The organism is Streptomyces sp. WAC06614 (assembly GCF_003949795.1).
Lineage (GTDB): Bacteria > Actinomycetota > Actinomycetes > Streptomycetales > Streptomycetaceae > Streptomyces.
The window spans coordinates 1-26,678 of the sequence record NZ_RPRY01000074.1 but is presented as its reverse complement, the minus strand read 5'-3'; the positions used below and the strand labels follow the sequence as shown (position 1 = coordinate 26,678).

The following is a 26,678-nucleotide window of genomic DNA, read 5'->3' as shown; positions in this document are numbered from 1 at the left end:
CCCCCACGGCGCAAGCCCATCCCGGCGGAGCCGGGGCTTTCAGGGGCGCGGGGAACTGCGCGACCAGCCCACCCCGGACCCGCAGACGACGACGCCGGCACCCCCACGGCGGAGCCGGCACGGCCGAAGCCGAGGCCGCCCCTCCAGGGGCGCGGGGCACTGCGCGACCAGCCCACCCCGAGCCCCCAGACGGCGACGGCGACAGCCCCCACGGCGCAAGCCCATCCCGGCGGAGCCGGGGCTTTCAGGGGCGCGGGGAACTGCGCGACCAGCCCACCCCGGACCCGCAGACGACGACGCCGGCACCCCCCACGGCGGAGCCGGCACGACCGAAGCCGCAGCTGCTCCTTCAGGGGCGCGGGGAACTGCGCGACCAGCCCACCCCGGACCCGCAGACGACGACGCCGGCACCCCCGACGGCGGAGCCGGGGTGGCCGGGGCGCGGTTCGGGCCGGTCGAGGCACGAGGGGCTACCCGCGGCGGAGCCGGTCAGCCGAGGTCGGGAGGGTCGATGCGGAGGCGGACCGCTTCGGTGGCGGGGACGCCGCGGGTCAGCCGGGCGGCCTGGGCCGCCTTCAGGGCGGCCGCCAGCGCCGCCCCGCTGCCCGGCGGGACCCGCACCAGGGCCCGCTCGCCCGGCGAGGGCTCACCCCGGCGGCCCGGCAGCGGCACCGGCCCCAGGATCTCCGCGTCCGGCGGAAGCTCCGCGGCCGCCAGGAACGCCTGCACCGCCTCGGCCCGGCCGGTCACCGAGGCCATCCGCGACACCGGCGGGAACCGCAGCTCGGCCCGCTCCGCCAGCTCTCGCAGCGCGTGCCCGACCGGGTCCCAGCGCACCAGCGCCTGCACCGGCGGCTGGGTGGGGTCGGCGACCACCACCACCTGCCCCTCCGCCCGGACCAACGCCGCGGCGGCCGTCCAGCGCCGTAGCGCCTCCTCCCCCGCCCGCAGGTCGGGCCGGCCCAGCATGGCCCAGCCGTCGAGCAGCAGCGCCGCGGCATAGCCCGGGCCCTCGGCCACCGGCTCCGCACCCGGGGTGGACACCACCAGCGCGGGGGCCTCGGGCACCCGCTCCAGGACGTGGTCGCGCCCCGAGGTGCGGACGGGCACCTGGGGAAAGGCCCGGCCCAGCTCCTCGGCGGTCCGGCGGGCCCCGACCACCTGGGCCCGCAGCCGGAACGACCCGCACTCCTGGCAGTGCCAGGCGGTCTCCGGCCGGCCGCACCAGGCGCAGCGCAGCTCCCGCTCGTCCGGCGCCTCCAGCGGCCCCGCGCAGGCGGTGCACCGGGCCGGGGTACGGCAGTCCTGGCAGGCCAGCCGGGGGGCGTACCCGCGCCGCGGGACCTGGACCAGCACCGGCCCGCGGGCCAGGCCGTCCCGGGCGGTCTCCCAGGCGAGGCTGGGCAGCCGCGCGGCCCGGGCCGCGCCGTCACGGGCGAGCAGCTCGTCCCCGACGGTACGGATCCGGGGCGCGGCCGCGCGGACGGTCTCGCGGGGGGCGACCAGGGGGCGCGCCCAGCCGGTCTCCACGAGCTGCGCGGCCTCCACGGTGCAGCTGGTGGAGCCGAGCAGGAAGCCGCATCCCTCGGTCACGGCCCGCAGTTCGAGCACCTCGCGGACGTGCGGGAAGGGGGCGTGGTCGTCGCTGTGGGCGGAGTCGCCGTCGTCCCACAGCGCGACCAGGCCGAGGTCCTGGACCGGGGCGAACATGGCCGCCCGGGTGCCGACGACCAGGCGGACGGAGCCGCGCAGCACCGCCAGCCACTGCGCGTACCGCTTCTCGGGACCGGATTCGGCGGTCAGCAGGACGTGCCGGCCGGTCCCGCCGAGCAGGGCGGTGAGCGCCTCGTCGAGCCGGGCCGCGGCCCGGCCGTCGGGCAGCACGGCCAGGGCGCCGCGGCCGGAGGCCAGGGTCGCCACCAGGGCGCGGGCCAGCTCCTCGGGCCAGGTCGGGCCGGGCAGCGCGGTCCACACGGCGCGGGGCGCGGCGCCCGTGGCGAGCTCCCGGAGGAAGGCGGGGCCGGCCGGGTATCGGGACCAGCTGCCCGGTTCCGGGGCGGGGGGCGCGGGCTGCGGGTCGGGCGAGGGCCGGTTCTCGGCGCGGGCGTGCCGGGGCGGGATGGCGAGCTGGAGGACGTCGGCGAGGCTGCCGGCGTAGCGGCGGGCGACGGCCCGGGTGAGGGCGAACACCTGGGGGGTGAGCACCTGCTCCGGGGAGACCACCTGGGCCAGTGCGGCCAGCGGGCCGGAGTAGTCGCTCTCGGCGACGCGGTCGACGATGTAGCCGTCGACGAGTCCGCCGCCCTCGCGCCGGCCCTCGCGCACCCGCCCCTTGCCGGCGCCGAAGCGCACCCGGACCCGGACGCCGGGGCGGGCCTCCTGGTCGAGGTTCTCGGGGACGGCGTAGTCGAAGGGCCGGTCCAGGTGGAGCACGCCCTTGTTGACCACGACCCGGGCCACCGGCAGGTGCGGGGCCTGGGGCACCCCGCGCCAGGTGCGCGGGCGGGCCTTCTCCTCGGCCGCCGCCTTCGCGCGGGCCTCGGCGACGGTCCCCCGGATGAGCGCGAGCTGCTCCGGCGGGCCGCCCGGGGCCTGCTCCTCCGACTCGTTCTCGCTGCTCATACCGGCATTCATACCAAACGGCACCGACACCGCCGGCCGGGCCGGGACAGCCGCAAGGGCCCGCACCGACGAGCGGTACGGGCCCTTGGCGGACGGTACGTGCTTACAGGCCGGCGGCGGTGCGCAGGGCCTCGACGCGGTCGGTGCGCTCCCAGGTGAAGTCGGGCAGCTCGCGGCCGAAGTGGCCGTAGGCGGCGGTCTGGGAGTAGATCGGGCGCAGCAGGTCGAGGTCACGGATGATCGCGGCCGGGCGGAGGTCGAAGACCTCGGCGATGGCCTGCTCGATCTTGGCGACGTCGACCTTGGCGGTGCCGAAGGTCTCCACGAACAGGCCCACCGGCTCGGCCTTGCCGATCGCGTACGCGACCTGGACCTCGCAGCGGCCGGCCAGCCCGGCGGCGACGACGTTCTTGGCGACCCAGCGCATCGCGTACGCGGCGGAACGGTCGACCTTCGACGGGTCCTTGCCGGAGAAGGCGCCGCCACCGTGGCGGGCCATGCCGCCGTAGGTGTCGATGATGATCTTGCGGCCGGTCAGGCCGGCGTCGCCCATCGGGCCACCGATCTCGAACCGGCCGGTGGGGTTCACCAGCAGCCGGTAGCCCTCGGTGTCCAGCTTGATGCCGTCCTCGACGAGCTGCTTGAGGACGTGCTCCACGACGAACTCGCGGATGTCGGGCGCGAGCAGCGAGTCCAGGTCGATGTCCGAGGCGTGCTGCGAGGAGACGACCACGGTGTCGAGGCGGACCGGCTTGTCACCGTCGTACTCGATGGTGACCTGGGTCTTGCCGTCGGGACGCAGGTACGGGATGGTCCCGTTCTTGCGGACCTCGGTCAGCCGGCGCGAGAGGCGGTGGGCCAGCTCGATCGGCAGCGGCATGAAGTTGGGGGTCTCGTCGGTGGCGTAGCCGAACATCAGGCCCTGGTCACCGGCGCCCTGGCGATCGAGCTCGTCCTCGTCGCCCTCGACGCGGGACTCGTAGGCGGTGTCCACACCCTGGGCGATGTCGGGAGACTGGGCGCCGATGGACGTCGAGACGCCGCAGGAGGCGCCGTCGAAGCCCTTCTTCGAGGAGTCGTAGCCGATCTCGAGGATCTTCTCGCGCACGAGCTGCGCGATCGGCGCGTACGCCTTCGTGGTCACCTCGCCCGCGATGTGCACGAGACCCGTGGTGATGAGGGTCTCCACGGCGACGCGGGAGGTCGGGTCCTCGCGCAGGAGCGCGTCGAGGATCGTGTCGCTGATCTGGTCAGCGATCTTGTCGGGGTGGCCCTCGGTCACGGACTCCGAGGTGAACAGGCGACGGGACACAACGCTCCCTGGGGTTGCAGCGGCTGCTGGCTGATCATTTGGCGGAACAGTACCGGGGGCTGCGCCCGGTCACGTTCCGGATGCAGTTTATCGGTCACCACCGACCGAAGGACCACCCGTCTCGTGTTCTGGGAGGCCTGTGACCTGCGGCACTCCATTCTGGACCACGGAACGGCCGGCGAAAAGGGCCGTCACGCCAGGCGCGTCGTCAGGCCAGTCGCGGCGCGACCTGGTCCCACACCAGATCCGCCAGCGCCTCCTTGGGCCCATGGGGCACAGGCGTCTCATCACCATCAGAGGCGAGGATCACAGCCTCGTTCTCCTCCGAACCGAAGGTCTTGGTCTCTCCGACCTCGTTGACCACGAGGAGGTCACATCCCTTGCGACGGAGCTTCGCGCGGCCGTTGGCGAGGACGTCGTCGGTCTCGGCGGCGAAGCCGACCACGACCTGTCCGGACCGCGGCCGGTCGGCCGAGATCTCCGCGAGGATGTCCGGATTCCGTACCAGGGCGACCGGCGCGGGCTCCTGGCCGTCCTGCTTCTTGATCTTCCCGGTGGCGTACGCGGCGGGTCGGAAGTCCGCCACCGCGGCGGCCATGACCACGGCGTCGGCGTCCGCGGCCGCCTTCAGCACGGCCTTGCGCAGCTGCACGGCGGTGCCCACGCGGACCACGTCCACCCCGGCCGGGTCGGGCAGGGCCGTGTTGGCCGCGACGAGGGTGACCCGGGCGCCGCGGGCGGCGGCCGTACGGGCGAGGGCGTAGCCCTGCTTGCCGGAGGAGCGGTTGCCGAGGAAGCGCACCGGGTCCAGGGGTTCGCGGGTGCCGCCGGCGCTGATCACCACGTGCCGGCCGGACAGGTCGGGCCCTGCGGTGCCGCGGGCCAGCACCCGGCGGCAGACCTCGTAGATCTCCTCCGGGTCGGGCAGCCGGCCCTTGCCGGTGTCCTTGCCGGTGAGCCGGCCGACGGCGGGCTCGATCACCACGGCCCCGCGCCGGCGCAGGGTGGCCACGTTCTCCTGGGTGGCCGGGTGCTCCCACATCTCGGTGTGCATGGCAGGGGCGAAGACCACCGGGCAGCGGGCGGTGAGCAGGGTGTTGGTCAGCAGGTCGTCGGCGAGCCCGTGGGCGGCCTTGGCCAGCATGTCGGCGGTGGCCGGGGCGACCACGACGAGGTCGGCGCCCTGGCCGATCCGCACGTGCGGGACGTCGTGGACGCTCTCCCAGACCTCGGTGGCGGCGGAGCGGCCGGACAGGGCGGCCCAGGTGGCCTCGCCCACGAAGTGCAGCGCCGAGGCGGTCGGCACCACCTGCACCTCGTGTCCGGACTCGGTCAGCCGGCGCAGCAGCTCGCAGGCCTTGTACGCGGCGATGCCCCCGCTGACCCCCAGCACGACCTTCGGCTTGTCCACTGCGTCTCCCGCTTCTCGTCGTGTTCGCACGTCGTCGTTCCTATGACACACCACAGGCCCGGCAGCGGGGCTGCCGGGCCTGTGGTGACGGATCTCGTGCCTTACTGGGCCGGGGCCTCGATGGCCTCGGAGGTCAGCAGACCCGCGTTGATCTCGCGCAGGGCGATGGAGAGCGGCTTCTCGTGGACGTGGGTGTCCACCAGCGGGCCGACGTACTCCAGCAGACCCTCGCCGAGCTGCGAGTAGTACGCGTTGATCTGGCGGGCACGCTTGGCCGCGTAGATCACGAGGCTGTACTTGGAGTCCGTCGCCTCGAGCAGCTCGTCGATCGGCGGGTTGATGATGCCCTCGGGCGCGGTGATGGAAGAGGACACGCTCTACCTTCCGAAGTGGGATAAAAGATCTGACAAGATCAGACAACTGCCATCAAGGCTAGCAGCTCGCGTGCTACGTCCTCGACGGAGGTGTTGACCAGGGTCGTGTCGAACTCCGCCTCGGCGGCGAGCTCGATCTTGGCAGCGTCCAGGCGGCGCGCGATGACCTCCTGGGACTCGGTGCCGCGGCCGGTGAGCCGGCGGACCAGCTCGTCCCAGCTCGGCGGCGCCAGGAAGACCAGCTGGGCCTCCGGCATGGACTCGCGGACCAGCCGCGCGCCCTGCAGGTCGATCTCCAGCAGGACGGGCTCGCCCCGGTCCAGCCGCTCCATCACCGCCGCTCGCGGGGTGCCGTAGCGGTTGCCGGCGAACTCGGCCCACTCCAGCAGTTCACCGTTGGCCACGAGCTTGTCGAACTCGTCGTCGGTGACGAAGAAGTAGTGGACACCGTTGCGCTCGCCGGGTCGCGGCTTGCGGGTGGTGGCCGACACCGAGAGCCAGACCTCGGGGTGGACCTTGCGCATATGCGCGACGACCGTGCTCTTGCCGACCCCCGAGGGGCCGGAGAGCACGGTCAGCCGCGGACGAACCTCTGCTGCCATGAAGCGATTATCCAGGTTCCCGGGACTGCCCGAGAACGCCGGGAGAACTTCGGGCGACGCCTCAGGCGCCGCTGCCGCCGAACTCACGCTCCAGGGAAGCGATCTGGTTGGAGCCGAGACCTCGGACACGCCGGGACTCGGAGATGCCGAGGCGCTCCATGATCTGCTTGGCGCGGACCTTGCCCACGCCCGGCAGGGACTCCAGCAGGGCGGAGACCTTCATCTTTCCGATGACGTCGTCCTTCTGGCCCTGCTCGATGACCTCGTGGAGGGAGGCGCCGGAGTGCTTCAGTCGATTCTTCACCTCGGCCCGCGCCCGGCGAGCCGCGGCGGCCTTCTCTAGCGCGGCTGCGCGCTGTTCGGGGGTAAGGGGCGGAAGAGCCACGCCTACGTCACCTCGGATGTCGAACTGTCGGATACGGACCGGTGGGCAGCCCTGGGGCGCCGCACCACACGAGCGCGCGAACAGCTGTTGTGCAGCGGTTCTGCTCGTTCGCTCTGCTCGGAGACTAGCGGCATGGGCCGCTCCAGTCAGCGAGAACAGACGAAAAGTCCTGGTCAGCCTCCACTGAACCGTACATCACGGACAAACCGACCGGGTTTTTGGCCGGTCTGGCCCCCTCCGCCTCAGACCGCCGCGCGGATCTCGTCCGCGAACGCCGCTGCCGCCGCACGCAGGGCGGAGGCGTCCGGGCCGTGCCGGAGGACCCCTCGCGACACGTTCGGGACCACGTTGCGCACCGCCGCGCCGAAGACCGCCGGCAGGTCGGCCGCGGTCGCGCCCTGGGCGCCGATGCCCGGCGCCAGCAGCGGACCGTTGATGTCCAGGTCGAAGGAGGACAGGTCGCCGAGGGTGGCGCCGACCACGGCCCCGAAGGAGCCCATGGGGGCGGCGCCGGCGTTCTCCTCGGCCAGGTGCGCCAGCATCGTCGCGCCGATGCTCCGGCCGTCCTCGCGCACCGCGCGCTGGACCTCGGCGCCCTCCGGGTTGGAGGTCAGGGCCAGCACGAACAGGCCCGCGCCCGATTCCCGCGCCAGCTCCACGGCGGGGCGCAGCGAGCCGTAGCCGAGGTACGGGGAGACGGTCAGGGCGTCGGAGAACAGCGGCGCGTCCGGGCGCAGGAAGGTCTCGGCGTACGCGGCCATGGTGGAGCCGATGTCGCCGCGCTTGGCGTCCATCAGCACCAGGGTGCCGGCCGCGCGGGCGTCGGCCACGGTCCGTTCCAGGACGGCGATGCCGCGCGAGCCGAACCGCTCGAAGAAGGCGGCCTGCGGCTTGAAGACGGCGACCTGGTCGGCCAGGGCCTCCACGACCGTGCGGGAGAACCGCTCCAGGCCCGCGATGTCGTCGCCCAGGCCCCACTGGGCGAGCAGCGCGGCGTGCGGGTCGATGCCGACGCAGAGGGGGCCGCGCTGGTCCATGGCGGTGCGCAGCCGGGCACCGAAGGGGGTCACGGCGGTCACGGTGTTCTCGGCGCTCACTGGGCGGCCTTCCGGGTCTCGGCGCCGACCGCTTCGGCCAGCGTGGCGTAGGGGCTCGCGGCCAGCCGGGCGGCCAGGCCCTTGTGGACGGCGCGGGCGTAGAACGGGCCCTCGTAGATGAAGGCGCTGTAGCCCTGGACCAGCGTGGCGCCGGCCAGGATGCGCTGCCAGGCGTCCTCGGCGTTCTCGATGCCGCCGACGCCGATCAGCACCAGGCGGTCGCCCACACGGGCGTACAGCCGCCGCAGGACCTCCAGGGAGCGCTCCTTGACCGGGGCGCCGGACAGGCCGCCGGTCTCCTCGACGAGCGCGGGGGCGGACTTCAGCCCCAGGCCGTCGCGGGCGATGGTGGTGTTGGTGGCGATGATGCCGTCCAGGCCCAGCTCCAGGGCGAGGTCGGCGACCGCGTCCACGTCCTCGTCGGCCAGGTCGGGGGCGATCTTGACCAGCAGCGGCACCCGGCGGTCGGTGACCGTACGGTCGGCCGCCTCGCGCACGGCGGTCAGCAGCGGCCGCAGCGACTCGGTGGCCTGGAGGTTGCGCAGGCCCGGGGTGTTCGGCGAGGAGACGTTGACGACCAGGTAGTCGGCGTGCCGGGCCAGGCGCTCGGTGGAGAGCACGTAGTCGGCGGCGGCCTCGGCCTCGGGCACCACCTTGGTCTTGCCGATGTTGACGCCGACGACGGTCCGGAAGACGGGGTTGCGGGCCGCCAGTCGGGCCGCGACGGCCTCGGAGCCCTCGTTGTTGAAGCCCATGCGGTTGATCAGCGCCCGGTCCGGCACCAGCCGGAACAGCCGCTTCTTGGGGTTGCCGGGCTGCGGCCGGCCGGTCACGGTGCCGATCTCGACGTGGTCGAAGCCGAGCATGGCCATGCCGTCGATGGCCACCGCGTTCTTGTCGAAACCGGCGGCCAGGCCGAAGGGGCCGTGCATGCGCAGGCCCAGGGCCTCGGTGCGCAGCTCCTTGTGGCGCGGGGCCAGGACCGCCGCGACGAAGGTGCGCAGCACCGGCACGGAGGCGGCCAGGCGGATCCAGCGGAAGGCCAGGTGGTGGGCCTGCTCCGGGTCCATCCGCTTGAAGATCAGATTGAAGAACAGTCGGTACATGGGGGTGAGGTCCTCCGGCGCTCGTGAACGCTCATGAAGAGGGGGACACCGCTGGTGTTCACCGGTGTCCCCCTTCGTCGTGCGGGCTGCTAGTCGCGGGCCGCGGTCAGGTGGTCCGCGTGCTCCTGCAGGGAGCGCACGCCCACGTCGCCGCGGTTGAGCGCGTCGATGCCCTGCACGGCCGCGGCGAGCGCCTGGACCGTGGTCAGGCACGGGACGCTGCGCGCCACGGCCGCCGTGCGGATCTCGTAGCCGTCGAGGCGGCCGCCGGTGCCGTACGGGGTGTTGACGATGAGGTCGACCTGGCCGTCGTGGATGAGCTGGACGATGGTCTTCTCGCCGTCGGGGCCCTCGCCCTCGCTGAGCTTGCGCACCACGGTGGCGTTGATGCCGTTGCGGCGCAGGACCTCGGCGGTGCCGGAGGTGGCCAGCAGCTCGAAGCCGTGGGCCACCAGCTCACGGGCCGGGAAGATCATCGAACGCTTGTCGCGGTTGGCGACGGAGATGAACGCCCGTCCCTTGGTCGGCAGCGGGCCGTAGGCGCCCGCCTGCGACTTGGCGTAGGCGGTGCCGAAGACCGAGTCGATGCCCATGACCTCGCCGGTGGAGCGCATCTCCGGGCCGAGGACGGTGTCCACGCCGCGGCCGTGGATGTCGCGGAAGCGCGACCACGGCATCACGGCCTCCTTGACCGAGATCGGCGCGTCCAGCGGCAGGGTGCCGCCGTCGCCGGTCCTGGGCAGCAGGCCCTCCTCGCGCAGCTCGGCGATGGTCGCGCCGAGCGAGATGCGCGCGGCGGCCTTCGCGAGCGGGACGGCGGTGGCCTTCGAGGTGAACGGCACCGTGCGGGAGGCGCGCGGGTTGGCCTCCAGGACGTAGAGGATGTCACCGGCCATCGCGAACTGGATGTTGATCAGACCGCGCACGCCGACGCCCTGGGCGATGGCCTCGGTGGAGGCCCGCAGGCGCTTGATGTCGAACCCGCCGAGGGTGATCGGGGGCAGCGCGCAGGCCGAGTCGCCGGAGTGGATACCGGCCTCCTCGATGTGCTCCATCACGCCGCCGAGGTAGAGCTCCTCGCCGTCGTAGAGCGCGTCGACGTCGATCTCGATCGCGTCGTCGAGGAACCGGTCGACCAGCACCGGCCGGGTCGGGGAGATCTCGGTGGACTCGGCGATGTACGCCTCCAGGCGCGCCTCGTCGTAGACGATCTCCATGCCGCGCCCGCCCAGCACGTACGAGGGGCGGACCAGCACCGGGTAGCCGATCTCGTCGGCGATGGCCTTCGCGCCCGCGAAGGTGGTGGCGGTGCCGTGCTTGGGGGCCGGCAGGCCCGCCTCGGCGAGCACGCGGCCGAAGGCGCCGCGGTCCTCGGCGGCGTGGATGGCCTCCGGGGAGGTGCCCACGACCGGCACGCCGTTGTCCTTCAGGGCCTGGGACAGGCCGAGCGGGGTCTGGCCGCCGAGCTGGACCACGACACCGGCGATCGGGCCGGCCAGGGACTCGGCGTGGACGATCTCCAGCACGTCTTCCAGCGTCAGCGGCTCGAAGTACAGGCGGTCGGAGGTGTCGTAGTCGGTGGAGACGGTCTCGGGGTTGCAGTTGACCATCACGGTCTCGTACCCGGCGTCCGACAGCGCGAAGGAGGCGTGGACGCAGGAGTAGTCGAACTCGATGCCCTGGCCGATGCGGTTCGGACCGGAGCCCAGGATGATCACCGCGGGCCTGGTGCGCGGGGCGACCTCGGACTCCTCGTCGTAGGACGAGTAGAAGTACGGGGTCTTCGCGGCGAACTCCGCGGCGCAGGTGTCGACCGTCTTGTAGACCGGGCGGATGCCGAGCGCGTGGCGGACCTCGCGCACGACGTCCTCGCGCAGGCCGCGGATCTCGGCGATCTGGGCGTCGGAGAAACCGTGCCGCTTGGCCTCGGCGAGCAGCTCGGGGTCGAGCTTCTCGGCGGCGGCCAGCTCGTCGGCGATCTCCTTGATCAGGAAGAGCTGGTCGACGAACCACGGGTCGATCTTCGTGTGCTCGAACACCTCCTCCTGGGTGGCGCCGGCGCGGATGGCCTGCATGACGGTGTTGATCCGGCCGTCGGTCGGGCGGACCGCGACCCGCAGCAGCTCGTCCTTGTCGCCGGGCTCGCCGGTGAAGGAGAACTGGCTGCCCTTCTTCTCCAGGGAGCGCAGGGCCTTTTGGAGGGCCTCGGTGAAGTTGCGGCCGATGGCCATGGCCTCGCCCACCGACTTCATGGTGGTGGTGAGGGTGGCGTCGGCGACCGGGAACTTCTCGAAGGCGAAGCGCGGGGCCTTGACGACGACGTAGTCGAGGGTCGGCTCGAAGGAGGCCGGGGTCTTCTCGGTGATGTCGTTCGGGATCTCGTCCAGCGTGTAGCCGACGGCCAGCTTGGCGGCGATCTTGGCGATCGGGAAGCCGGTGGCCTTGGAGGCGAGCGCGGAGGAGCGGGAGACGCGCGGGTTCATCTCGATGACGATGATCCGGCCGTCCTGCGGGTTCACCGCGAACTGGATGTTGCAGCCGCCGGTGTCGACGCCGACCTCGCGGATGATCGCGATGCCGATGTCGCGCAGCCGCTGGTACTCGCGGTCGGTGAGGGTCATCGCCGGGGCGACGGTGATCGAGTCACCGGTGTGCACGCCCATCGGGTCGAAGTTCTCGATGGAGCAGACGACCACGACGTTGTCGTTCTTGTCGCGCATCAGCTCCAGCTCGTACTCCTTCCAGCCGAGGATGGACTCCTCCAGGAGCACCTCGGTGGTCGGGGAGAGCGTCAGGCCCTGCCCGGCGATGCGCCGCAGCTCGTCCTCGTCGTGGGCGAAGCCGGAGCCGGCGCCGCCCATGGTGAAGGACGGGCGGACCACGACCGGGTAGCCACCGAGGGTGTCCACGCCCTTGAGGACGTCGTCCATCGAGTGGCAGATCACCGAACGGGCGGACTCGCCGTGGCCGATCTTGCGGCGGACCTCCTCGACGACCTCCTTGAACAGGTCGCGGTCCTCACCCTTGTTGATCGCCTCGACGTTCGCGCCGATCAGCTCGACGTTGTACTTCTCCAGCACCCCCTGCTCGTGCATGGAGATCGCCGTGTTCAGGGCGGTCTGGCCACCGAGGGTGGGCAGGAGGGCGTCGGGGCGCTCCTTGGCGATGATCTTCTCGACGAACTCGGGGGTGATCGGCTCGACGTACGTGGCGTCGGCGATCTCCGGGTCGGTCATGATCGTCGCGGGGTTGGAGTTGACCAGGATCACCCGCAGGCCCTCGGCCTTGAGGATCCGGCAGGCCTGGGTCCCGGAGTAGTCGAACTCGGCGGCCTGGCCGATGACGATCGGGCCGGAGCCGATGACCAGGACGGACTGGATATCGGTGCGCTTAGGCACGCTCGGCCTCCATCAGGGAAACGAAACGGTCGAACAGGTACGCGGCGTCGTGCGGGCCCGCGGCCGCCTCGGGGTGGTACTGGACGCTGAAGGCCGGCTGGTCGAGCAGCTGGAGGCCCTCCACCACGTTGTCGTTGAGGCAGACGTGGGAGACCTCGGCACGGCCGTAGGGGGTGTCGGACACCTTGTCGAGCGGGGCATCGACGGCGAAACCGTGGTTGTGGGCGGTGACCTCGACCTTGCCGGTCGTACGGTCCTGCACCGGCTGGTTGATGCCGCGGTGCCCGTACTTCAGCTTGTACGTGCCGAAACCGAGCGCACGGCCCAGGATCTGGTTGCCGAAGCAGATGCCGAACAGCGGGGTCCTCCGCTCCAGGACGGCCTGCATGACGGAGACCGGGTGGTCGGCGGTGGCCGGGTCGCCCGGGCCGTTGGAGAAGAACACACCGTCGGGGTCGACGGCGTAGACGTCCTCCGCGGTGGCGGTGGCGGGCAGCACGTGCACCTCGATGCCACGCTCGGCCATCCGGTGCGGGGTCATGCCCTTGATACCGAGGTCGACGGCGGCGACGGTGAAACGCTTCTCACCGATCGCGGGGACGACGTAGGCCTCCTTGGTGGCGACCTCGGCAGACAGGTTCGCGCCCTTCATCTGCGGCTGCGCCTGGACCTTGGCCAGCAGGGCCGCGTCCTCGGCCACCGCCTCGCCGGAGAAGATGCCCACCCGCATGGCACCGCGCTCGCGCAGGTGCCGGGTCAGGGCCCGGGTGTCGATGCCACAGATGCCGACGACGCCCTGGCGCTCCAGCTCCTCGTCCAGGGACCGGCGCGAGCGCCAGTTGGACGGGACGCGGGCCGGGTCGCGGACCACGTAGCCGGACACCCAGATGCGGGAGGACTCCGGGTCCTCGTCGTTGACGCCCGTGTTGCCCACGTGCGGGGCGGTCATCACGACGACCTGACGGTGGTACGACGGGTCGGTGAGGGTCTCCTGGTAGCCGGTCATGCCGGTGGAGAACACGGCCTCGCCGAAGGTCTCCCCCACGGCCCCGTAGGCGCGGCCGCGGAAGACCCGCCCGTCCTCCAGGACAAGTACGGCGGGAGCTTTCGCTCCCCTGGTGGAGGTCGTCATCGCTCGGCGCCTTCCGTGGTGGTGGTGATGAACTGGTTCATGGAGTTGATCGCCTCGACCCAGGCGGCGTGCTCGGCCGCGCGGTCGGAGCGGAATCCGGAGTCGATCAGCGTGTCGCCGTGCGCCCAGGTGACGACGAGCAGACCGCCCTCGGTGAGTACCTTGCCCGCGATTCCCTTGTCGAGGCGGGCGCCGCGCAGCTGCGCGGCCGGTACGAAGAAATCGGTGGCCCCCGGACGGACCACGTCCAGGCCCGCGTCGGTGAGGGTCAGCTCGACCCTGCTGCGCACTCCCAGGCCGTGGGCGACGATCCTGTCGAGCCACTGCCCGGCGGTCGTGGACCCGTGGTACCGGCCGGTCAGGGCCAGCCGGTGCGCGGGGAGACCCTCGGGGGCGACGGGGAGCTCGGGCAGGTCGCCCTGCAGGGCCCCTCGCCATTTCCAGCCCTGCCGCATCAGCCAGTAGACGAAGGCGACGAGGACGAGCAGACCGATCACCCACGCGATGCGGGCACCCCAGTCCGTCACCTCCGCCGACCGTCGTTCGGTGGCCTCGGCGGCCAGTTGGATCACTGCAGGTGTCACGCGAGTTTCCCGTCCACGACCGTTGCCCGGCCCCGCAGGAAGGTGTGGGTGACGCGCCCCGGCAGCTCACGGCCCTCGTAGGGCGTGTTGCGGCTGCGGGAGGCGAAGGCTGCGGGGTCCACGACACCACGGTACGAGGTGTCGACCAAGGTCAGGTTCGCGGGTTCACCTGCCGAGACGGGACGTCCGTGGTGGGCGAGGCTGCCGATGCGGGCCGGGGCGAAGGACATCCGCTCCGCGACGCCCGTCCAGTCCAGCAGCCCGGTCTCGACCATGGTCTGCTGGACCACGGACAGGGCGGTCTCCAGGCCGACCATGCCCATGGCGGCGGCGGCCCACTCGCAGTCCTTGTCCTCGTGCGGGTGCGGGGCGTGGTCGGTGGCGACGATGTCGATCGTGCCGTCGGCCAGGGCCTCGCGCAGGGCCAGCACGTCGGCCTCCGTGCGCAGCGGCGGGTTGACCTTGTAGACCGGGTTGTACGAGCGGACCAGCTCGTCGGTCAGCAGCAGGTGGTGCGGGGTGACCTCGGCGGTCACGTCGATGCCGCGGGACTTGGCCCAGCGGACGATCTCGACGCTGCCGGCGGTCGAGAGGTGGCAGATGTGCACCCGGGAGCCGACGTGCTCGGCGAGCAGCACGTCCCGGGCGATGATCGACTCCTCGGCGACGGCCGGCCAGCCGCCCAGGCCCAGCTCGGCCGAGACGACGCCCTCGTTCATCTGGGCACCCTCGGTCAGCCGCGGCTCCTGCGCGTGCTGGGCGACGACGCCGCCGAAGGCCTTCACGTACTCCAGGGCGCGGCGCATGATCACGGCGTCGTCCACGCACTTGCCGTCGTCGGAGAAGACGGTGACGCGGGCGGCGGACTCGTGCATGGCGCCGAGCTCGGAGAGCTGCTTGCCCTCCAGGCCGACGGTGACGGCGCCGATGGGCTGCACGTCGCAGTAGCCGGCCTCCTGGCCGAGCCGGTAGACCTGCTCGACGACGCCGGCGGTGTCGGCGACCGGGAAGGTGTTCGCCATGGCGAAGACGGCGGTGTAGCCGCCGGAGGCGGCGGCGCGGGTGCCGGTGAGGACCGTCTCGGAGTCCTCGCGGCCGGGCTCGCGCAGGTGGGTGTGCAGGTCGACGAGGCCGGGCAGCAGGACCTGCCCCCGGGCCTCGATCACGGTCGCGCCCTCGGCGGACAGGTCCTGGCCGACCTCGGCGATGCTCTCGCCGTCGATCAGGACGTCCTGCGGCTCGCCGCCCAGTACCTTCGCGCCTCGGATCAGGATCTTGCTCATGGTTACTTGTTCTCCTCGGTGCGCGGGGCGGCGGCGGACGGGGTGGTGACGGCGGGCTCGGAGCCGCCCAGGAGCAGGTACAGGACGGCCATCCGGATCGAGACGCCGTTGGCGACCTGCTCGACGACCGTGCAGCGGTCGGAGTCGGCGACCTCGGCGGTGATCTCCATGCCGCGGACCATGGGGCCGGGGTGCATCACGACGGCGTGCTCGGGCATCCGCGCCATGCGGGCGCCGTCGAGGCCGTAGCGGCGGGAGTACTCGCGCTCGGTGGGGAAGAAGGCGGCGTTCATGCGTTCGCGCTGCACACGCAGCATCATCACCGCGTCGGACTTCGGCAGCACCTCGTCGAGGCTGTACGAGACCTCGCACGGCCACTGCTCGACGCCGACGGGCACCAGGGTCGGCGGGGCCACCAGGGTGACCTCGGCGCCGAGGGTGTGCAGCAGGTCCACGTTGGAGCGGGCGACCCGGCTGTGCAGGACGTCGCCGACGATGGTGATCCGGCGGCCGGACAGGTCCTGGCCGAGGGCGTCCTTGCCGACCAGGCGGCGGCGCATGGTGAACGCGTCGAGCAGGGCCTGGGTGGGGTGCTGGTGGGTGCCGTCGCCCGCGTTGATCACGGGGGCGTCGATCCAGCCGGAGGTGGCCAGCCGGTAGGGGGCGCCGGAGGCGCTGTGCCGGATGACGACGGCGTCGACGCCCATCGCCTCCAGGGTCTGGGCGGTGTCCTTGAGGGACTCGCCCTTGGAGACGCTGGAGCCCTTCGCCGCGAAGTTGATCACGTCGGCGGACAGGCGCTTCTCGGCGGCCTCGAAGGAGATCCGGGTGCGGGTGGAGTCCTCGAAGAAGAGGTTGCAGATCGTCCGGCCGCGCAGGGTCGGCAGCTTCTTTATGGGCCGGTCGGCGATCCGGGCCATCTCCTCGGCGGTGTCGAGGATGAGGACGGCGTCGTCGCGGGTGAGGTCCGCGGCCGAGATGAGGTGGCGCTTCATCTGGGTGCTCCCAAGGGTGGAGACGGGCGGCGAGGGGTGCGGGCGGGCAGGCCTCGGCGCGGACCCGGCACGGCAGCGGCCGGGTCCGTCACTCGAACGGGCTAGTGCAGGCCTGCCGGGGAGGTCCGCTGGCCGAGCAGCACGGCATCGCGGCCGTCCTCCTCCTGGACCTGGACCTTGACGGTCTCCCGCAACGACGTGGGGAGGTTCTTGCCGACGTAGTCGGCGCGGATCGGCAGCTCGCGGTGGCCCCGGTCGACGAGGACGGCCAGCTGCACGGCACGGGGGCGGCCGAGGTCGCCGAGGGCGTCGAGGGCGGCGCGGATGGTGCGGCCGGAGAACAGCACGTCGTCGACGAGGACCACGAGGCGGCCCTCGAGGTCGTCACCGGGGATCTCGGTGCGGCCGATCGCCCGGGCCGGCTTCATCCGCAGGTCGTCGCGGTACATGGTGATGTCGAGGGAACCGACCGGGACCTGGGTCCCGGTGATCTCGTCGAGCTTGGCGGCCAGCCGGCGGGCGAGGGAGACGCCGCGGGTGGGAATGCCGAGGAGCACCACGTCGTCGGCACCCTTGGTGCGCTCGACGATCTCGTGGGCGATGCGGGTCAGTGCCCGCGCGATGTCCGGCGCCTCCAGGACGGGGCGTGCGGCATCGGCCTCATCGGTCACGGGGACCTGAGTGTCCATGAAAGAAGGACCTCCTTCTCCGCCTCACGGGACGGACCTTAAAGGACGTCTGATGTACGTCTGCAACGTTACCAGGGCAGCGGGGGTGACCCTGCACGGGGGCGGGGCGGGACCCCCCGTGAGGGTCCCTGGAAGACCATTCGGCTTGACGCATCCAAGTAACGCTGCGTAACCTCACAGTGAGTTACCAACGCCGCGCGGCGGAGCCGCCCGTCGTCCACGTAATCACAGCGTCACAGCGTCCGGGAGCGTTATGTCCAGCGAATACGCCAAACAGCTCGGGGCCAAGCTCCGCGCCATCCGCACCCAGCAGGGCCTCTCCCTCCACGGTGTCGAGGAGAAGTCGCAGGGCCGTTGGAAGGCCGTGGTGGTCGGGTCGTACGAGCGCGGGGACCGCGCCGTGACCGTCCAGCGCCTGGCCGAGCTGGCGGACTTCTACGGGGTGCCGGTCCAGGAACTGCTGCCGGGCACCACTCCTGGCGGCGCCGCCGAGCCGCCGCCGAAGCTGCGCCTGGACCTGGAGCGGCTGGCCCACGTGCCCGCCGAGAAGGCCGGTCCGCTCCAGCGCTACGCCGCCACCATCCAGAGCCAGCGCGGCGACTACAACGGCAAGGTGCTGTCGATCCGCCAGGACGACCTGCGCACCCTGGCCGTCATCTACGACCAGTCCCCCTCGGTCCTCACCGAGCAGCTCATCAGCTGGGGCGTCCTGGACGCCGACGCGCGTCGCGCCGTCGCCCACGAAGAGGCCTGAGCGGGGTCCCTGAGCAGGGCCTGAGCGGGGCCTGAGCAGAAACGTACCGGCGGGGCCGGTGGGAGCCATGTGCTCCCACCGGCCCCGCCGGTTTTCCGCCGTGACGGGCCCCTGCCCTGACGGGCCCCGTGGTGCGGACACGGCAAGGGCCCGCGGCGCGTGGTGCGCTGCGGGCCCTTGCCGTGTGTCCCGAGACCGGCCGGGAGGACGCTCAGTCCTCGCCGCGGCGCAGGCTCGGCTTGAGGTCCTTGAAGCGGGCCAGCAGCCCGTTCACGAACGCCGGGGAGTCGTCGGTGGAGAACTCCTTGGCGAGCTGCACGGCCTCGTCGATGGCCACGGCGTCCGGGGTACCGTCCTCCCAGATCAGCTCGTAGGCACCGAGGCGCACGATGTTGCGGTCCGCGACCGGCATCCGGTCGAGGTCCCAGTCCACCGCGTAGGTCGCGATCAGCTCGTCGATGCGGCTCACCTTGTCGGCGTAGCCCTCCACGAGGTTCATCGTGAACTCGTTGACGGGCGGCTGCCGCGTGTCGTTCCGCGAGTGACGGATCCAGTCCGCGAGGACCTCGCGCACGGGCACCCCGCGCTGGTCGGCCTCGAAAAGGATCTGGAAGGCGCGCTTGCGCGCGTTGCTGCGGGCAGCCACGGTTAGCTGCTCACCCGGCCGAGGTAGTCGCTGGTACGGGTGTCGACCTTGACCTTCTCACCGGTGGTGACGAAGAGCGGGACCTGGATCTCGTGGCCGGTCTCCAGGGTGGCGGGCTTGGTGCCACCGGTGGAGCGGTCACCCTGGACACCCGGGTCGGTGTGCTGGATCGTCAGCTCGACCGCGGCCGGGAGCTCGACGTAGAGCACCTCGCCCTCGTGGCGGGCCACGGAGGCGGTGAAGCCCTCGATCAGGAAGTTGGCGGCGTCGCCGACGGCCTTCTTGTCGACGTGCAGCTGGTCGTAGGTCTCCATGTCCATGAAGACGAAGTACTCGCCGTCCATGTAGGAGAACTGCATGTCGCGGCGGTCGATGGTGGCCGTGTCGACCTTCACGCCGGCGTTGAAGGTCTTGTCGACGACCTTGCCGGACAGCACGTTCTTGAGCTTGGTGCGCACGAAGGCCGGGCCCTTGCCGGGCTTGACGTGCTGGAACTCGACGACGGACCAGAGCTGGCCCCCGTCGAGCTTGAGCACCATGCCGTTCTTGAGGTCGTTCGTGGAAGCCACGGTTGCCAAATCTCCTGGACGATAAGACCGGAAGGTGCGCGCACAGCGGAGCTAGAGCGCGAGCAGCTCCTTGGTCGTAATGGTGAGTAGCTCGGGTCCGCCGTCCGCCTCGGGGCGGACGACGAGCGTGTCATCGATCCGGACTCCGCCCCGGCCCGGGAGGTGGACCCCCGGTTCGACGGTGACCGGCACGCAAGCGTCCAGTTTACCCATTGCCGTAGGTGCAAGCTGCGGGTCCTCGTCGATTTCGAGGCCGACGCCGTGTCCCGTCCACGGGGAGAGGGCTTCTCCGTGCCCGGCGGAGTCCAGCATGGAGCGTGCCGCGTGGTCGACGTCCCGGTACGCGGCGCCGGGCACCAGGGCCTCGCGCCCGGCCCGCTGGGCGGCGAAGACGAGGTCGTAGAGCTCGATCTGCCAGTCCGCGGGGGTGGTGCCGATGACGAACGTACGGCCGATCTCGCAGCGGTAGCCGCGGTAGTTGGCGCCGAGGCAGACGGAGAGGAAGTCGCCCTCCTCGACGCGGCGGTCGGTGGGGCGGTGGCGGCCGCGGCCGGAGTGGGGGCCGGTGCCGACCGAGGTGGGGAAGGCGGGGCCGTCGGCGCCGTGGTCCACCAGGCGCCGGTCGAGCTCCAGGGCCAGGTGGCGTTCGGTCCGCCCGACCAGGATCGACTCCAGCAGCTCGCCCAGGGCCTGGTCGGCGATCTCGGCGGCGATCCGCAGGCAGGCGATCTCCTCCTCGTCCTTGACCAGCCGCTGCTGTTCCACGGCGTGGCCGAGGTCGGTCAGGCGGAGGCCGGGCGCCACCGAGTGCAGGGCCCGGTGCCGGGCCACGGTGAGGTGGTGCTCCTCGACGGCCAGGGAGTCGGCCCGGCCGGAGGCGGCCAGGTCGGCCCCGGCGACCGCGGGGTCGCCGCCGGGCGAGGCCAGGACCGTCACCCGCAGGTGCTCGTCGAGCCGCCCTTCGTCGGGCTCGCCGGTCGGCGGGCCGGGGGCGAACAGCATGTCCTCGGCGGTCCCGATCAGCAGGACCGCACCGGTGGGACAGGCTCCGGCGAGATAACGGACGTTGGCCGGACGCGTGATCAGTGCGGAGGCGTTCCCCGCGGCGGCGCACCGCTCACGGAGCAGGCCCCGACGGGCCGCGTACACGTCTGACATGCCTTCGAGCCTACGAGCGCGCCGCCCGGGCGGCGCGTCGAGCGCGTCCGTTTCAGCGCGACGGCGTCGCCAGGGCGCGGGCCAGGGCCTGGTCCAGGGCGTGGGCCGTGGCTTCGACGTCCTGGTGGGAGTTGTCGATGATCGGGAGGCCCGAGCCGTACCAGCCGGCCATGCGGCCGTGGATGCGGGCGACCTCCTCGTCGGTGAGCCGGCGGTTGCCGCTGCGCTGGGCGTTGCGCTCCAGGACGATGTCCAGCCCGGGCAGGAGGACGACGGGGAGCAGACCGGGGCCGACGTGGCGTTTCCAGCCGCCGAGGCCGACCACGGGGCGGTCGGGGAAGACGGCGTCGTCGAGGATGCAGGAGATCCCGTTCGCCAGGAAGTTGCGGGCGGCGAAGCCGCAGGTGCGGCGGGCGAGGCGGTACTGGGCCTCGGAGTGGTCGTTCCAGCCGGCCTGGGGGTCGGCGAAGCCGGAGACGACCCATTCGCGGACGTCGTCCAGGCTGATGTGGGCCGTCGGCACCGGCCGGGTCCTGGCCCAGTGCCGGGCCACGGTGGTCTTGCCGGCCCCGGCGGGGCCGATCAGCAGAACGGCGAGGACCGCCGCGCCCGTGCCGGGCGCGGCGGCCGGGAGCGGAATGTGGCCGGTGGCCTCGGGTACCGGCGGGACCGCCGGTCCCGGGCCGGCCGGCACCGGTGGTGCCTGCCAGCCGGCGGCCGGGGGTATCGGTGGCTGCGGGGGCGCCCCGGGGTGGTGACCCGGTGGGCCCCAGCCCCCCACTCCGTGCTGCATCCGCTGCCTCTCCGTCTCGCTCGGGGCACTGATGCGAGAACGTTATCTCAGCCGGAGACTTCCTCCGCCAGCGCGCGCAGCGCCAGCCGGTAGGAGCCGATCCCGAAGCCCGCGACGGTCCCGGTGGCCACGGCCGCGATGACCGAGGTGTGCCGGAACTCCTCGCGCGCGTACGGGTTGGAGATGTGCACCTCGATCAGCGGCGCGGTCCGCTGGGCGGCCGCGTCGCGCATCGCGTACGAGTAGTGCGTGAAGGCGCCGGGGTTGATGACCACGGGGATCTTCCCGTCGGCGGCCTCGTGCAGCCAGCGCACCAGCTCGCCCTCGTCGTTGGTCTCGCGGACCTCCACGTCGAAGCCGAGTTCCCCGCCGAGCCGCCCGCACTCCTCCACCAGGCCGGCGTAGGAGGTCGCGCCGTAGACGTCGGGCTCGCGGGAGCCGAGGCGGCCCAGGTTGGGGCCGTTCAGCACCAGCACCCGGCGGCTCACGCGGACACCTCGCCGTAGGCGGCGATGAGGTGGGCCGGGTCCGGGCCCTCCAGCACGGTCGGCTTGGCCAGGCCGTCCAGGACGATGAAGCGCAGCAGGTTGCCGCGGGACTTCTTGTCGACCTGCATGGTCTGGAGCAGCTTGGGCCACTGGTCGCCGCGGTAGGTCAGCGGCAGGCCGACGGAGGCCAGGACGGCCCGGTGGCGGTCGGCGGTGGCGTCGTCCAGGCGGCCCGCGAGCCGGCCGAGTTCGGCGGCGAAGACCATGCCGACCGACACGGCGGCGCCGTGGCGCCACTTGTAGCGCTCGTTCTTCTCGATGGCGTGGGCGAGGGTGTGCCCGTAGTTGAGGATCTCCCGCAGGCCCGACTCCTTCAGGTCGCTGGAGACCACGTCCGCCTTGACCTGGATGGACCGCACGATCAGCTCGGCCGTGTGCGGGCCGGCCGGGGTCCGGGCGCCCTCGGGGTCGGCCTCGATCAGCTCCAGGATCCTCGGGTCGGCGATGAAGCCGGCCTTGATGATCTCGGCGAGGCCGCTGACGTAGTCGTTGACCGGGAGGGAGTCCAGCGCGGCGAGGTCGCAGAGCACCCCGGCCGGCGGGTGGAAGGCGCCGACCAGGTTCTTGCCCTCGGCGGTGTTGATGCCGGTCTTGCCGCCGACGGCCGCGTCGACCATGGCGAGGACGGTGGTGGGCACGGCGATCCAGCGGACCCCGCGCAGCCAGGTGGCCGCGACGAAACCCGCGAGGTCGGTGGTGGCGCCGCCGCCGACGCCGACGATGACGTCGGTGCGGGTGAACCCGGACTGGCCGAGCGCCTTCCAGCAGTAGGCGGCGACCTCGGCGGTCTTGGCCTCCTCGGCGTTGGGCACCTGGATGGCGATGGCCTCGTAGCCCTGGTCGGCGAGGTCGGCGCGCAGCGCCTCGCCCGTCTCGGTGAGGGCCTCGGGGTGGATCACGGCCACCCGCTGGGCCTTCGCCCCGACGAGCGTGCCCAGCTCACCGAGGAGCTGGTGCCCGACGAGCACCTCGTACGGGTCGTGGCCGGCGCTGCCGCCGACGTGGATCCGCGTGACCTGGTCCGTCATACGTCTTTCAACTCCAGTGCGTCGAGGACCGCCTGGGCGACCTCTTCGGGGGTGCGGTCGTCGGTGGCCACGACGACCCGCGCGACTTCGGTGTACAGCGGGCGGCGGGCCTCCATCAGCTCGCGCCACTGCCGGCGCGGGTTGACGGCCAGCAACGGGCGGGCGGTGCCCAGGCCCACGCGGCGTACGGCCTCCTCCACGTCCATCGACAGGTACACGACGGGCAGCCCGGACAGCAGGGTCCGGGTGCCCGGGTCGAGCACGGCGCCGCCGCCGAGGGCGAGGACCCCGGTGTGCTCGGCGACGGCGGTGGCGACCGCCGCCCGCTCCAGCTCACGGAAGTACGGCTCGCCCTCGTCGACGAAGATGTCGGAGATCGGCCGCCCCTGGGCGGCGACGATGTCCGCGTCGGTGTCCCGGTAGGGGACGCCGAGCCGGTCGGCCAGCAGCGCCCCCACCGTGGACTTGCCCGAGCCCATGGGTCCGACCAGGACGACCACGGGGCCGGTGGACGGTCCGGCCGTCACCGGATGCGGAGGTTGTCGAGGTAGGACTGCACGTTGCGGCGGGTCTCGGGGACCGAGTCGCCGCCGAACTTCTCCACCACCGCGTCGGCCAGGACCAGCGCCACCATGGCCTCGGCCACGATGCCGGCGGCCGGGACGGCGCAGACGTCGGAGCGCTGGTGGTGGGCCGCGGCGGCCTCGCCGGTGGCGACGTCGACGGTGGCCAGGGCGCGCGGGACGGTCGCGATGGGCTTCATCGCGGCGCGCACCCGCAGCAGCTCACCGGTGGTCAGGCCGCCCTCGGTGCCGCCGGAGCGGCCGGAGGTGCGCTTGATGCCCTCGGGGGTGGCGACGATCTCGTCGTGGGCCTTCGAGCCGGGGACCCGGGCGAGCTCGAAGCCGTCGCCGACCTCCACGCCCTTGATGGCCTGGATGCCCATCAGGGCGGCCGCGAGGCGCGCGTCGAGGCGGCGGTCCCAGTGGACGTGGGAGCCGAGGCCGACGGGCACGCCGTAGGCGAGGACCTCGACGACGCCGCCGAGGGTGTCGCCGTCCTTGTGGGCCTGGTCGATCTCCGCGACCATCGCCTTCGACGCGTCGGCGTCGAGGCAGCGCACCGGGTCGGCGTCGAGCTTCTCGACGTCGGCGGGGGTCGGGTAGACGCCGTACGGGGCCTTGGCCGCGGCGAGCTCCACCACGTGGGAGACGATCTCGATGCCCGCGACCTCCTTGACGAAGGACCGGGCGACGGCGCCGAGGGCGACGCGGGCGGCGGTCTCCCGGGCGCTGGCGCGCTCCAGGATCGGCCGGGCCTCGTCGAAGCCGTACTTCTGCATGCCCGCGAGGTCGGCGTGGCCGGGGCGGGGGCGGGTCAGGGGCGCGTTACGGCCGGTGTCCTTGAGCAGCGAGGGGTCGACCGGGTCGGCCGACATGACCGTCTCCCACTTGGGCCACTCGGTGTTGCCGATCATGATCGCGACGGGGCCGCCCTGGGACAGCCCGTGGCGCACGCCGCCGAGGAAGGTGATCTCGTCCTGCTCGAACTTCATCCGCGCACCGCGGCCATAGCCGAGCCGGCGCCGGGCGAGGTGGTCGGCGACCAGCTCGGTGGTCACCGGGACACCGGCGGGAAGACCCTCCAGCGTCGCCACCAGCGCCGGTCCGTGCGACTCCCCAGCGGTCAGCCAACGCAACCTGCTCAACGATGCTCCTCATGCTCGCGCCTGGTACAGCGATCGGCGCGGCCCGGGTGCGCGGCTCGGGCCCGCCACCTCCGATCCTCCCACGTCCGCGCTGGTGAACCGGTCTCCGGTCCAGTCTTTGGACGCCACTGTGGCAAGTTCCGGGCCGGCCCGGACGTCAGCGGACCCGCGTCCGGCGCTGCTGGACGCGGCGCAGGCCGTCCCACAGGAGCCCGCAGACGACGAGCCCGAGAAGGGTGGCCTTCACCCAGGTCGGAAGGCTGCCGAACAGCACCCGCAGGAACATCACGAAGCCGAAGGCCATGTCCCATTTCGACGCCAGCACCGTGCCGGTCATATGCCCCCCGATCGAGCGAACGTGCAGATGGGGAGCCTAGCGGGCGGCCAGGGCCGCTTCGCCGGCGGCCCGCATGGCGGCGAGCGGGCCCGGGCGGCCCGTCATCTGCTCGACCTGGAGGACGGCCTGGTGGACGAGCAGGTCGAGGCCGCCGACCACCTTGCCGCCGCGCGCGTCCCAGGCCGCGGCCAGGGCGGTGGGCCAGGGGTCGTAGAGCACGTCGAAGAGGGTGCCGGGACGCTCGGGCACGGCGGCGGCCAGGGCGTCGGTGGTGCCCGCGGGGGTGGTGGCGATCACCAGCGGCGCGCTCAGCGCCTCGGCCGCCGCCGACCAGTCGGCCGTACGGACGGCCACGCCGAGCCGCTCTCCCCACTGGCGCATCTCGGCCGCGCGGGCCTCGCTGCGCACGTACGCGGTGACCTCGCCGGTGCAGATCCGGGCGAGGGCGGCGAGCGCCGAGGAGGCGGTGGCGCCGGCGCCGAGGACGGCGGCGTGCTCGACCCGGTCGACGCCGCGCTCGTGCAGGGCGGCGAGGATCCCGGGGATGTCGGTGTTGTCGCCGAGGCGGCGGCCGTCCTCGGTGAACACGACGGTGTTGACCGCCTCGACGCCCGCGGCGGTGTCGCTGATCCCGTCGAGCAGCGGGATGACCGCCCGCTTGAGCGGCATGGTCAGCGACAGTCCGGCCCACTCCGGGCCGAGCCCGGCGAAGAACTGCGGGAGCGCGGCCTCGTCCACCTCGAACCGGTCGTAGGACCAGTCGTCGAGGCCGAGCTCCCGGTAGGCGGCGCGGTGCAGGACCGGTGAGAGGGAATGCTCGATGGGAGATCCCAGCACCGCGGCCTTTATGTGTGACATGTGCTGCTTACCTACCGCTCTGTCTCCGGTTGAATTCCTGGACCAGCTGCTCGTGCTCCTCGAAGGTCTTGGTGAACGTGGTCTTCTTCCCGTCGACCGAGACGAAGAACATCCACCCGCCGCCGTCCGGGTTCATGGCCGCGTTCAGGGCGTCGTCGCCCGGGTTGCCGATCGGACCGGGCGTCAGGCCCTTGTAGAAGTACGTGTTGTACGGGTTGTCCAGGGTGCGCGTCTCGGTGCGGGAGACGTTGATGTTGCTGGTGCCCTTGAGGTAGTTGATGGTCGAGTCGAACTCGAGCTTCTGGTTGGTGACGTCGTTCGAGGGCTTGAGGCGGTTGTAGATGACGTCCGACATCTTCTTGAAGTCGTCGTGGTTCATGCCCTCGGCCTGGACCATCGAGGCGACCGTGACCACCTGGAGCGGCGAGGTCAGGCCGAGCTGCCTGGCCTTGGCCTCGACGCCGTGGGCCGCGTACGACTCGTTGGCCTTGGCGACCATCTTCTTCAGCAGGTCCTCGGGCTTCATGCCCTCGGTGAGGTCGTAGCGCGCCGGGTAGAGGAAGCCTTCCAGCGGGTCGATCATCTTGGCGTTGCCGCTGTCCGCCCAGGCCGGCAGGCCCAGGTTCTTCAGCTCCCGCTTGGCGGTCTCCTTGGTGGTGCCCGGCTGGAGCTTGAGCTTCTTGTCGACGGCTTCGTAGACGGCGGCGTTGCGCATGCCCTCGGAGACCGTGACCACGTTGAGCTTGCTCGGGTCGGTCATCAGCTCGACGGCTTCCTTGGCCGCCATGTGCTTGCGCAGCGGGTACACGCCGGGCTGGATGTTCTTGCCCTTGGGGTGCGCCTGCGCGGCGGCCACGAAGGCCTCGGCGCTGGCGACGACGCCCTTCTCCTTCAGGGTGCGGCCCATCTGGCCCAGGCCCGAGCCCGGTTTGATCTCGACGTCGATGGCCTCGGTGCCGGCGCCGACGAAGTCCGCGGGTGCGCCGAACTTGTCCTGGAGGAAGCTGTAGACGTAGTAGCCGCCCCCGCCGATCCCGCCGAGCAGGACGAGGGAGGTGAACAGGCAGGCCGCACCGTTGCGGCGCTTCTTGCCCTTGGCCTTGTTCCCTTTGCCGCCGCTGCCGCCCTTGCCGCCGCGGCCCGCCCTGGCGTCCTTGCGGCCGGCCCGGCGTCCGCCGGTGGCCGGCTCGTCGTCCGTGTCCTGGTCCTGGCCGGGGAGGTCGGGGACCTCGTCCTGCCATTCCTCGGCCGGTTCCGGTGCGGGGGCGGTCCGGCGGCCGGGCGGGGCC

26 protein-coding genes are annotated in these 26,678 nt (G+C 72.2%); 1 reads left to right on the top strand and 25 read right to left on the bottom strand.

Annotation, left to right across the window (positions count from 1 at the left end):
* Nucleotides 1-489: 489 nt before the first annotated feature.
* The 14 genes from EF918_RS13040 to pyrR form a co-directional block, all read right to left on the bottom strand.
* Nucleotides 490-2,622, bottom strand: coding sequence for a primosomal protein N' (locus EF918_RS13040; protein ID WP_125645053.1), 2,133 nt, complete (start codon nt 2,620-2,622; stop codon nt 490-492).
* A gap of 103 nt (nt 2,623-2,725) precedes the next feature.
* Complete coding sequence (gene metK / locus EF918_RS13035) at nt 2,726-3,934, bottom strand: methionine adenosyltransferase (RefSeq protein ID WP_125645051.1); 1,209 nt, start codon at nt 3,932-3,934, stop codon at nt 2,726-2,728.
* A 208-nt stretch (nt 3,935-4,142) separates the two neighbouring features.
* Nucleotides 4,143-5,345, bottom strand: coding sequence for a bifunctional phosphopantothenoylcysteine decarboxylase/phosphopantothenate--cysteine ligase CoaBC (gene coaBC, locus EF918_RS13030; RefSeq protein WP_125645048.1), 1,203 nt, complete (start codon nt 5,343-5,345; stop codon nt 4,143-4,145).
* A gap of 101 nt (nt 5,346-5,446) precedes the next feature.
* On the bottom strand, nt 5,447-5,719 hold the full coding sequence (rpoZ, locus tag EF918_RS13025) for a DNA-directed RNA polymerase subunit omega (protein ID WP_004948662.1): 273 nt from the start codon (nt 5,717-5,719) through the stop codon (nt 5,447-5,449).
* A gap of 38 nt (nt 5,720-5,757) precedes the next feature.
* Nucleotides 5,758-6,321 carry a guanylate kinase gene (gene gmk, locus EF918_RS13020; RefSeq protein WP_125645046.1) on the bottom strand — a complete coding sequence of 188 codons (564 nt, stop codon included), beginning with the start codon at nt 6,319-6,321 and terminating at the stop codon, nt 5,758-5,760.
* A gap of 61 nt (nt 6,322-6,382) precedes the next feature.
* Nucleotides 6,383-6,706 carry an integration host factor, actinobacterial type gene (gene mihF / locus EF918_RS13015; protein WP_125645044.1) on the bottom strand — a complete coding sequence of 108 codons (324 nt, stop codon included), beginning with the start codon at nt 6,704-6,706 and terminating at the stop codon, nt 6,383-6,385.
* Nucleotides 6,707-6,948: 242 nt separating this feature from the next.
* Nucleotides 6,949-7,785 carry an orotidine-5'-phosphate decarboxylase gene (gene pyrF, locus EF918_RS13010; RefSeq protein WP_125645057.1) on the bottom strand — a complete coding sequence of 279 codons (837 nt, stop codon included), beginning with the start codon at nt 7,783-7,785 and terminating at the stop codon, nt 6,949-6,951.
* Between the two features lie 14 nt (nt 7,786-7,799).
* Nucleotides 7,800-8,909 carry a quinone-dependent dihydroorotate dehydrogenase gene (locus EF918_RS13005; RefSeq protein ID WP_125645042.1) on the bottom strand — a complete coding sequence of 370 codons (1,110 nt, stop codon included), beginning with the start codon at nt 8,907-8,909 and terminating at the stop codon, nt 7,800-7,802.
* Nucleotides 8,910-8,998: 89 nt separating this feature from the next.
* The gene (gene carB / locus EF918_RS13000; RefSeq protein WP_125645040.1) at nt 8,999-12,307 is read right to left on the bottom strand and encodes a carbamoyl-phosphate synthase large subunit; all 3,309 of its coding nucleotides are present in this window, start codon (nt 12,305-12,307) and stop codon (nt 8,999-9,001) included.
* Nucleotides 12,300-13,439 (bottom strand): glutamine-hydrolyzing carbamoyl-phosphate synthase small subunit, encoded by a 1,140-nt coding sequence (gene carA / locus EF918_RS12995; RefSeq protein ID WP_125645038.1) that lies wholly within the window; start codon nt 13,437-13,439, stop codon nt 12,300-12,302. Before carA ends, carB begins: the two co-directional genes overlap by 8 nt.
* Nucleotides 13,436-14,023, bottom strand: coding sequence for a hypothetical protein (locus EF918_RS12990; RefSeq protein ID WP_125645036.1), 588 nt, complete (start codon nt 14,021-14,023; stop codon nt 13,436-13,438). The genes carA and EF918_RS12990 overlap by 4 nt, the downstream gene beginning before the upstream one ends.
* Entirely contained in the window at nt 14,020-15,306 is a 1,287-nt protein-coding gene (locus tag EF918_RS12985) for a dihydroorotase (protein WP_125645034.1), read from the bottom strand. The genes EF918_RS12990 and EF918_RS12985 overlap by 4 nt, the downstream gene beginning before the upstream one ends.
* A gap of 2 nt (nt 15,307-15,308) precedes the next feature.
* Nucleotides 15,309-16,301: an aspartate carbamoyltransferase catalytic subunit gene (locus EF918_RS12980; protein WP_125645032.1), complete on the bottom strand. Its 993-nt coding sequence runs from the start codon at nt 16,299-16,301 to the stop codon at nt 15,309-15,311.
* Nucleotides 16,302-16,402: 101 nt separating this feature from the next.
* Nucleotides 16,403-16,990, bottom strand: a complete 588-nt coding sequence (gene pyrR / locus EF918_RS12975; RefSeq protein WP_125645030.1) for a bifunctional pyr operon transcriptional regulator/uracil phosphoribosyltransferase PyrR — start codon at nt 16,988-16,990, stop codon at nt 16,403-16,405.
* Nucleotides 16,991-17,243: 253 nt separating this feature from the next.
* Here pyrR and bldD point away from each other — a divergent pair, with 253 nt between their 5' ends.
* Nucleotides 17,244-17,744: a transcriptional regulator BldD gene (bldD, locus tag EF918_RS12970; protein WP_125645028.1), complete on the top strand. Its 501-nt coding sequence runs from the start codon at nt 17,244-17,246 to the stop codon at nt 17,742-17,744.
* A 211-nt stretch (nt 17,745-17,955) separates the two neighbouring features.
* Here the strand turns inward: bldD and nusB are convergent, their stop codons facing one another.
* The 11 genes from nusB to mltG all read right to left on the bottom strand — a co-directional run.
* Nucleotides 17,956-18,390: a transcription antitermination factor NusB gene (gene nusB, locus EF918_RS12965; RefSeq protein WP_125645026.1), complete on the bottom strand. Its 435-nt coding sequence runs from the start codon at nt 18,388-18,390 to the stop codon at nt 17,956-17,958.
* A gap of 2 nt (nt 18,391-18,392) precedes the next feature.
* Nucleotides 18,393-18,959, bottom strand: a complete 567-nt coding sequence (gene efp, locus EF918_RS12960) for an elongation factor P (RefSeq protein WP_125645024.1) — start codon at nt 18,957-18,959, stop codon at nt 18,393-18,395.
* A 51-nt stretch (nt 18,960-19,010) separates the two neighbouring features.
* Nucleotides 19,011-20,117, bottom strand: a complete 1,107-nt coding sequence (locus EF918_RS12955; protein WP_125645022.1) for an aminopeptidase P family protein — start codon at nt 20,115-20,117, stop codon at nt 19,011-19,013.
* A 52-nt stretch (nt 20,118-20,169) separates the two neighbouring features.
* Entirely contained in the window at nt 20,170-20,910 is a 741-nt protein-coding gene (locus tag EF918_RS12950) for an AAA family ATPase (protein WP_125645020.1), read from the bottom strand.
* Nucleotides 20,911-20,957: 47 nt separating this feature from the next.
* On the bottom strand, nt 20,958-21,398 hold the full coding sequence (gene aroQ, locus EF918_RS12945) for a type II 3-dehydroquinate dehydratase (RefSeq protein ID WP_125645018.1): 441 nt from the start codon (nt 21,396-21,398) through the stop codon (nt 20,958-20,960).
* A complete protein-coding gene (gene aroB, locus EF918_RS12940) occupies nt 21,395-22,486 on the bottom strand; it encodes a 3-dehydroquinate synthase (RefSeq protein ID WP_125645016.1) in 1,092 nt (363 codons plus the stop codon). Before aroB ends, aroQ begins: the two co-directional genes overlap by 4 nt.
* Nucleotides 22,483-22,965, bottom strand: coding sequence for a shikimate kinase (locus tag EF918_RS12935; protein WP_125645055.1), 483 nt, complete (start codon nt 22,963-22,965; stop codon nt 22,483-22,485). Before EF918_RS12935 ends, aroB begins: the two co-directional genes overlap by 4 nt.
* Before the next feature lie 44 nt (nt 22,966-23,009).
* Complete coding sequence (aroC, locus tag EF918_RS12930) at nt 23,010-24,194, bottom strand: chorismate synthase (protein ID WP_125645014.1); 1,185 nt, start codon at nt 24,192-24,194, stop codon at nt 23,010-23,012.
* A gap of 157 nt (nt 24,195-24,351) precedes the next feature.
* Nucleotides 24,352-24,519 carry a hypothetical protein gene (locus EF918_RS36930; protein ID WP_185921730.1) on the bottom strand — a complete coding sequence of 56 codons (168 nt, stop codon included), beginning with the start codon at nt 24,517-24,519 and terminating at the stop codon, nt 24,352-24,354.
* Between the two features lie 48 nt (nt 24,520-24,567).
* Entirely contained in the window at nt 24,568-25,389 is an 822-nt protein-coding gene (locus tag EF918_RS12925) for a shikimate dehydrogenase (RefSeq protein WP_125645012.1), read from the bottom strand.
* A gap of 7 nt (nt 25,390-25,396) precedes the next feature.
* A partial coding sequence (gene mltG / locus EF918_RS12920) for an endolytic transglycosylase MltG (RefSeq protein ID WP_125645009.1) occupies nt 25,397-26,678 on the bottom strand: 1,282 nt, incomplete at its 5' end.

Excerpts from the sequence above, each read along its gene's own strand:
- EF918_RS13040 (WP_125645053.1), bottom strand. The coding sequence starts at position 2,622 with ATGAGCAGCGAGAACGAGTCGGAGGAGCAGGCCCCGGGCGGCCCGCCG.
- gmk (WP_125645046.1), bottom strand. The coding sequence starts at position 6,321 with ATGGCAGCAGAGGTTCGTCCGCGGCTGACCGTGCTCTCCGGCCCCTCG.
- EF918_RS13005 (WP_125645042.1), bottom strand. The coding sequence starts at position 8,909 with ATGTACCGACTGTTCTTCAATCTGATCTTCAAGCGGATGGACCCGGAG.
- carA (WP_125645038.1), bottom strand. The coding sequence starts at position 13,439 with ATGACGACCTCCACCAGGGGAGCGAAAGCTCCCGCCGTACTTGTCCTG.
- EF918_RS12985 (WP_125645034.1), bottom strand. The coding sequence starts at position 15,306 with ATGAGCAAGATCCTGATCCGAGGCGCGAAGGTACTGGGCGGCGAGCCG.
- EF918_RS12980 (WP_125645032.1), bottom strand. The coding sequence starts at position 16,301 with ATGAAGCGCCACCTCATCTCGGCCGCGGACCTCACCCGCGACGACGCC.
- pyrR (WP_125645030.1), bottom strand. The coding sequence starts at position 16,990 with ATGGACACTCAGGTCCCCGTGACCGATGAGGCCGATGCCGCACGCCCC.
- bldD (WP_125645028.1), top strand. The coding sequence starts at position 17,244 with ATGTCCAGCGAATACGCCAAACAGCTCGGGGCCAAGCTCCGCGCCATC.
- EF918_RS12955 (WP_125645022.1), bottom strand. The coding sequence starts at position 20,117 with ATGTCAGACGTGTACGCGGCCCGTCGGGGCCTGCTCCGTGAGCGGTGC.
- EF918_RS12950 (WP_125645020.1), bottom strand. The coding sequence starts at position 20,910 with ATGCAGCACGGAGTGGGGGGCTGGGGCCCACCGGGTCACCACCCCGGG.
- aroB (WP_125645016.1), bottom strand. The coding sequence starts at position 22,486 with ATGACGGACCAGGTCACGCGGATCCACGTCGGCGGCAGCGCCGGCCAC.
- EF918_RS12935 (WP_125645055.1), bottom strand. The coding sequence starts at position 22,965 with ATGGGCTCGGGCAAGTCCACGGTGGGGGCGCTGCTGGCCGACCGGCTC.
- EF918_RS12925 (WP_125645012.1), bottom strand. The coding sequence starts at position 25,389 with ATGTCACACATAAAGGCCGCGGTGCTGGGATCTCCCATCGAGCATTCC.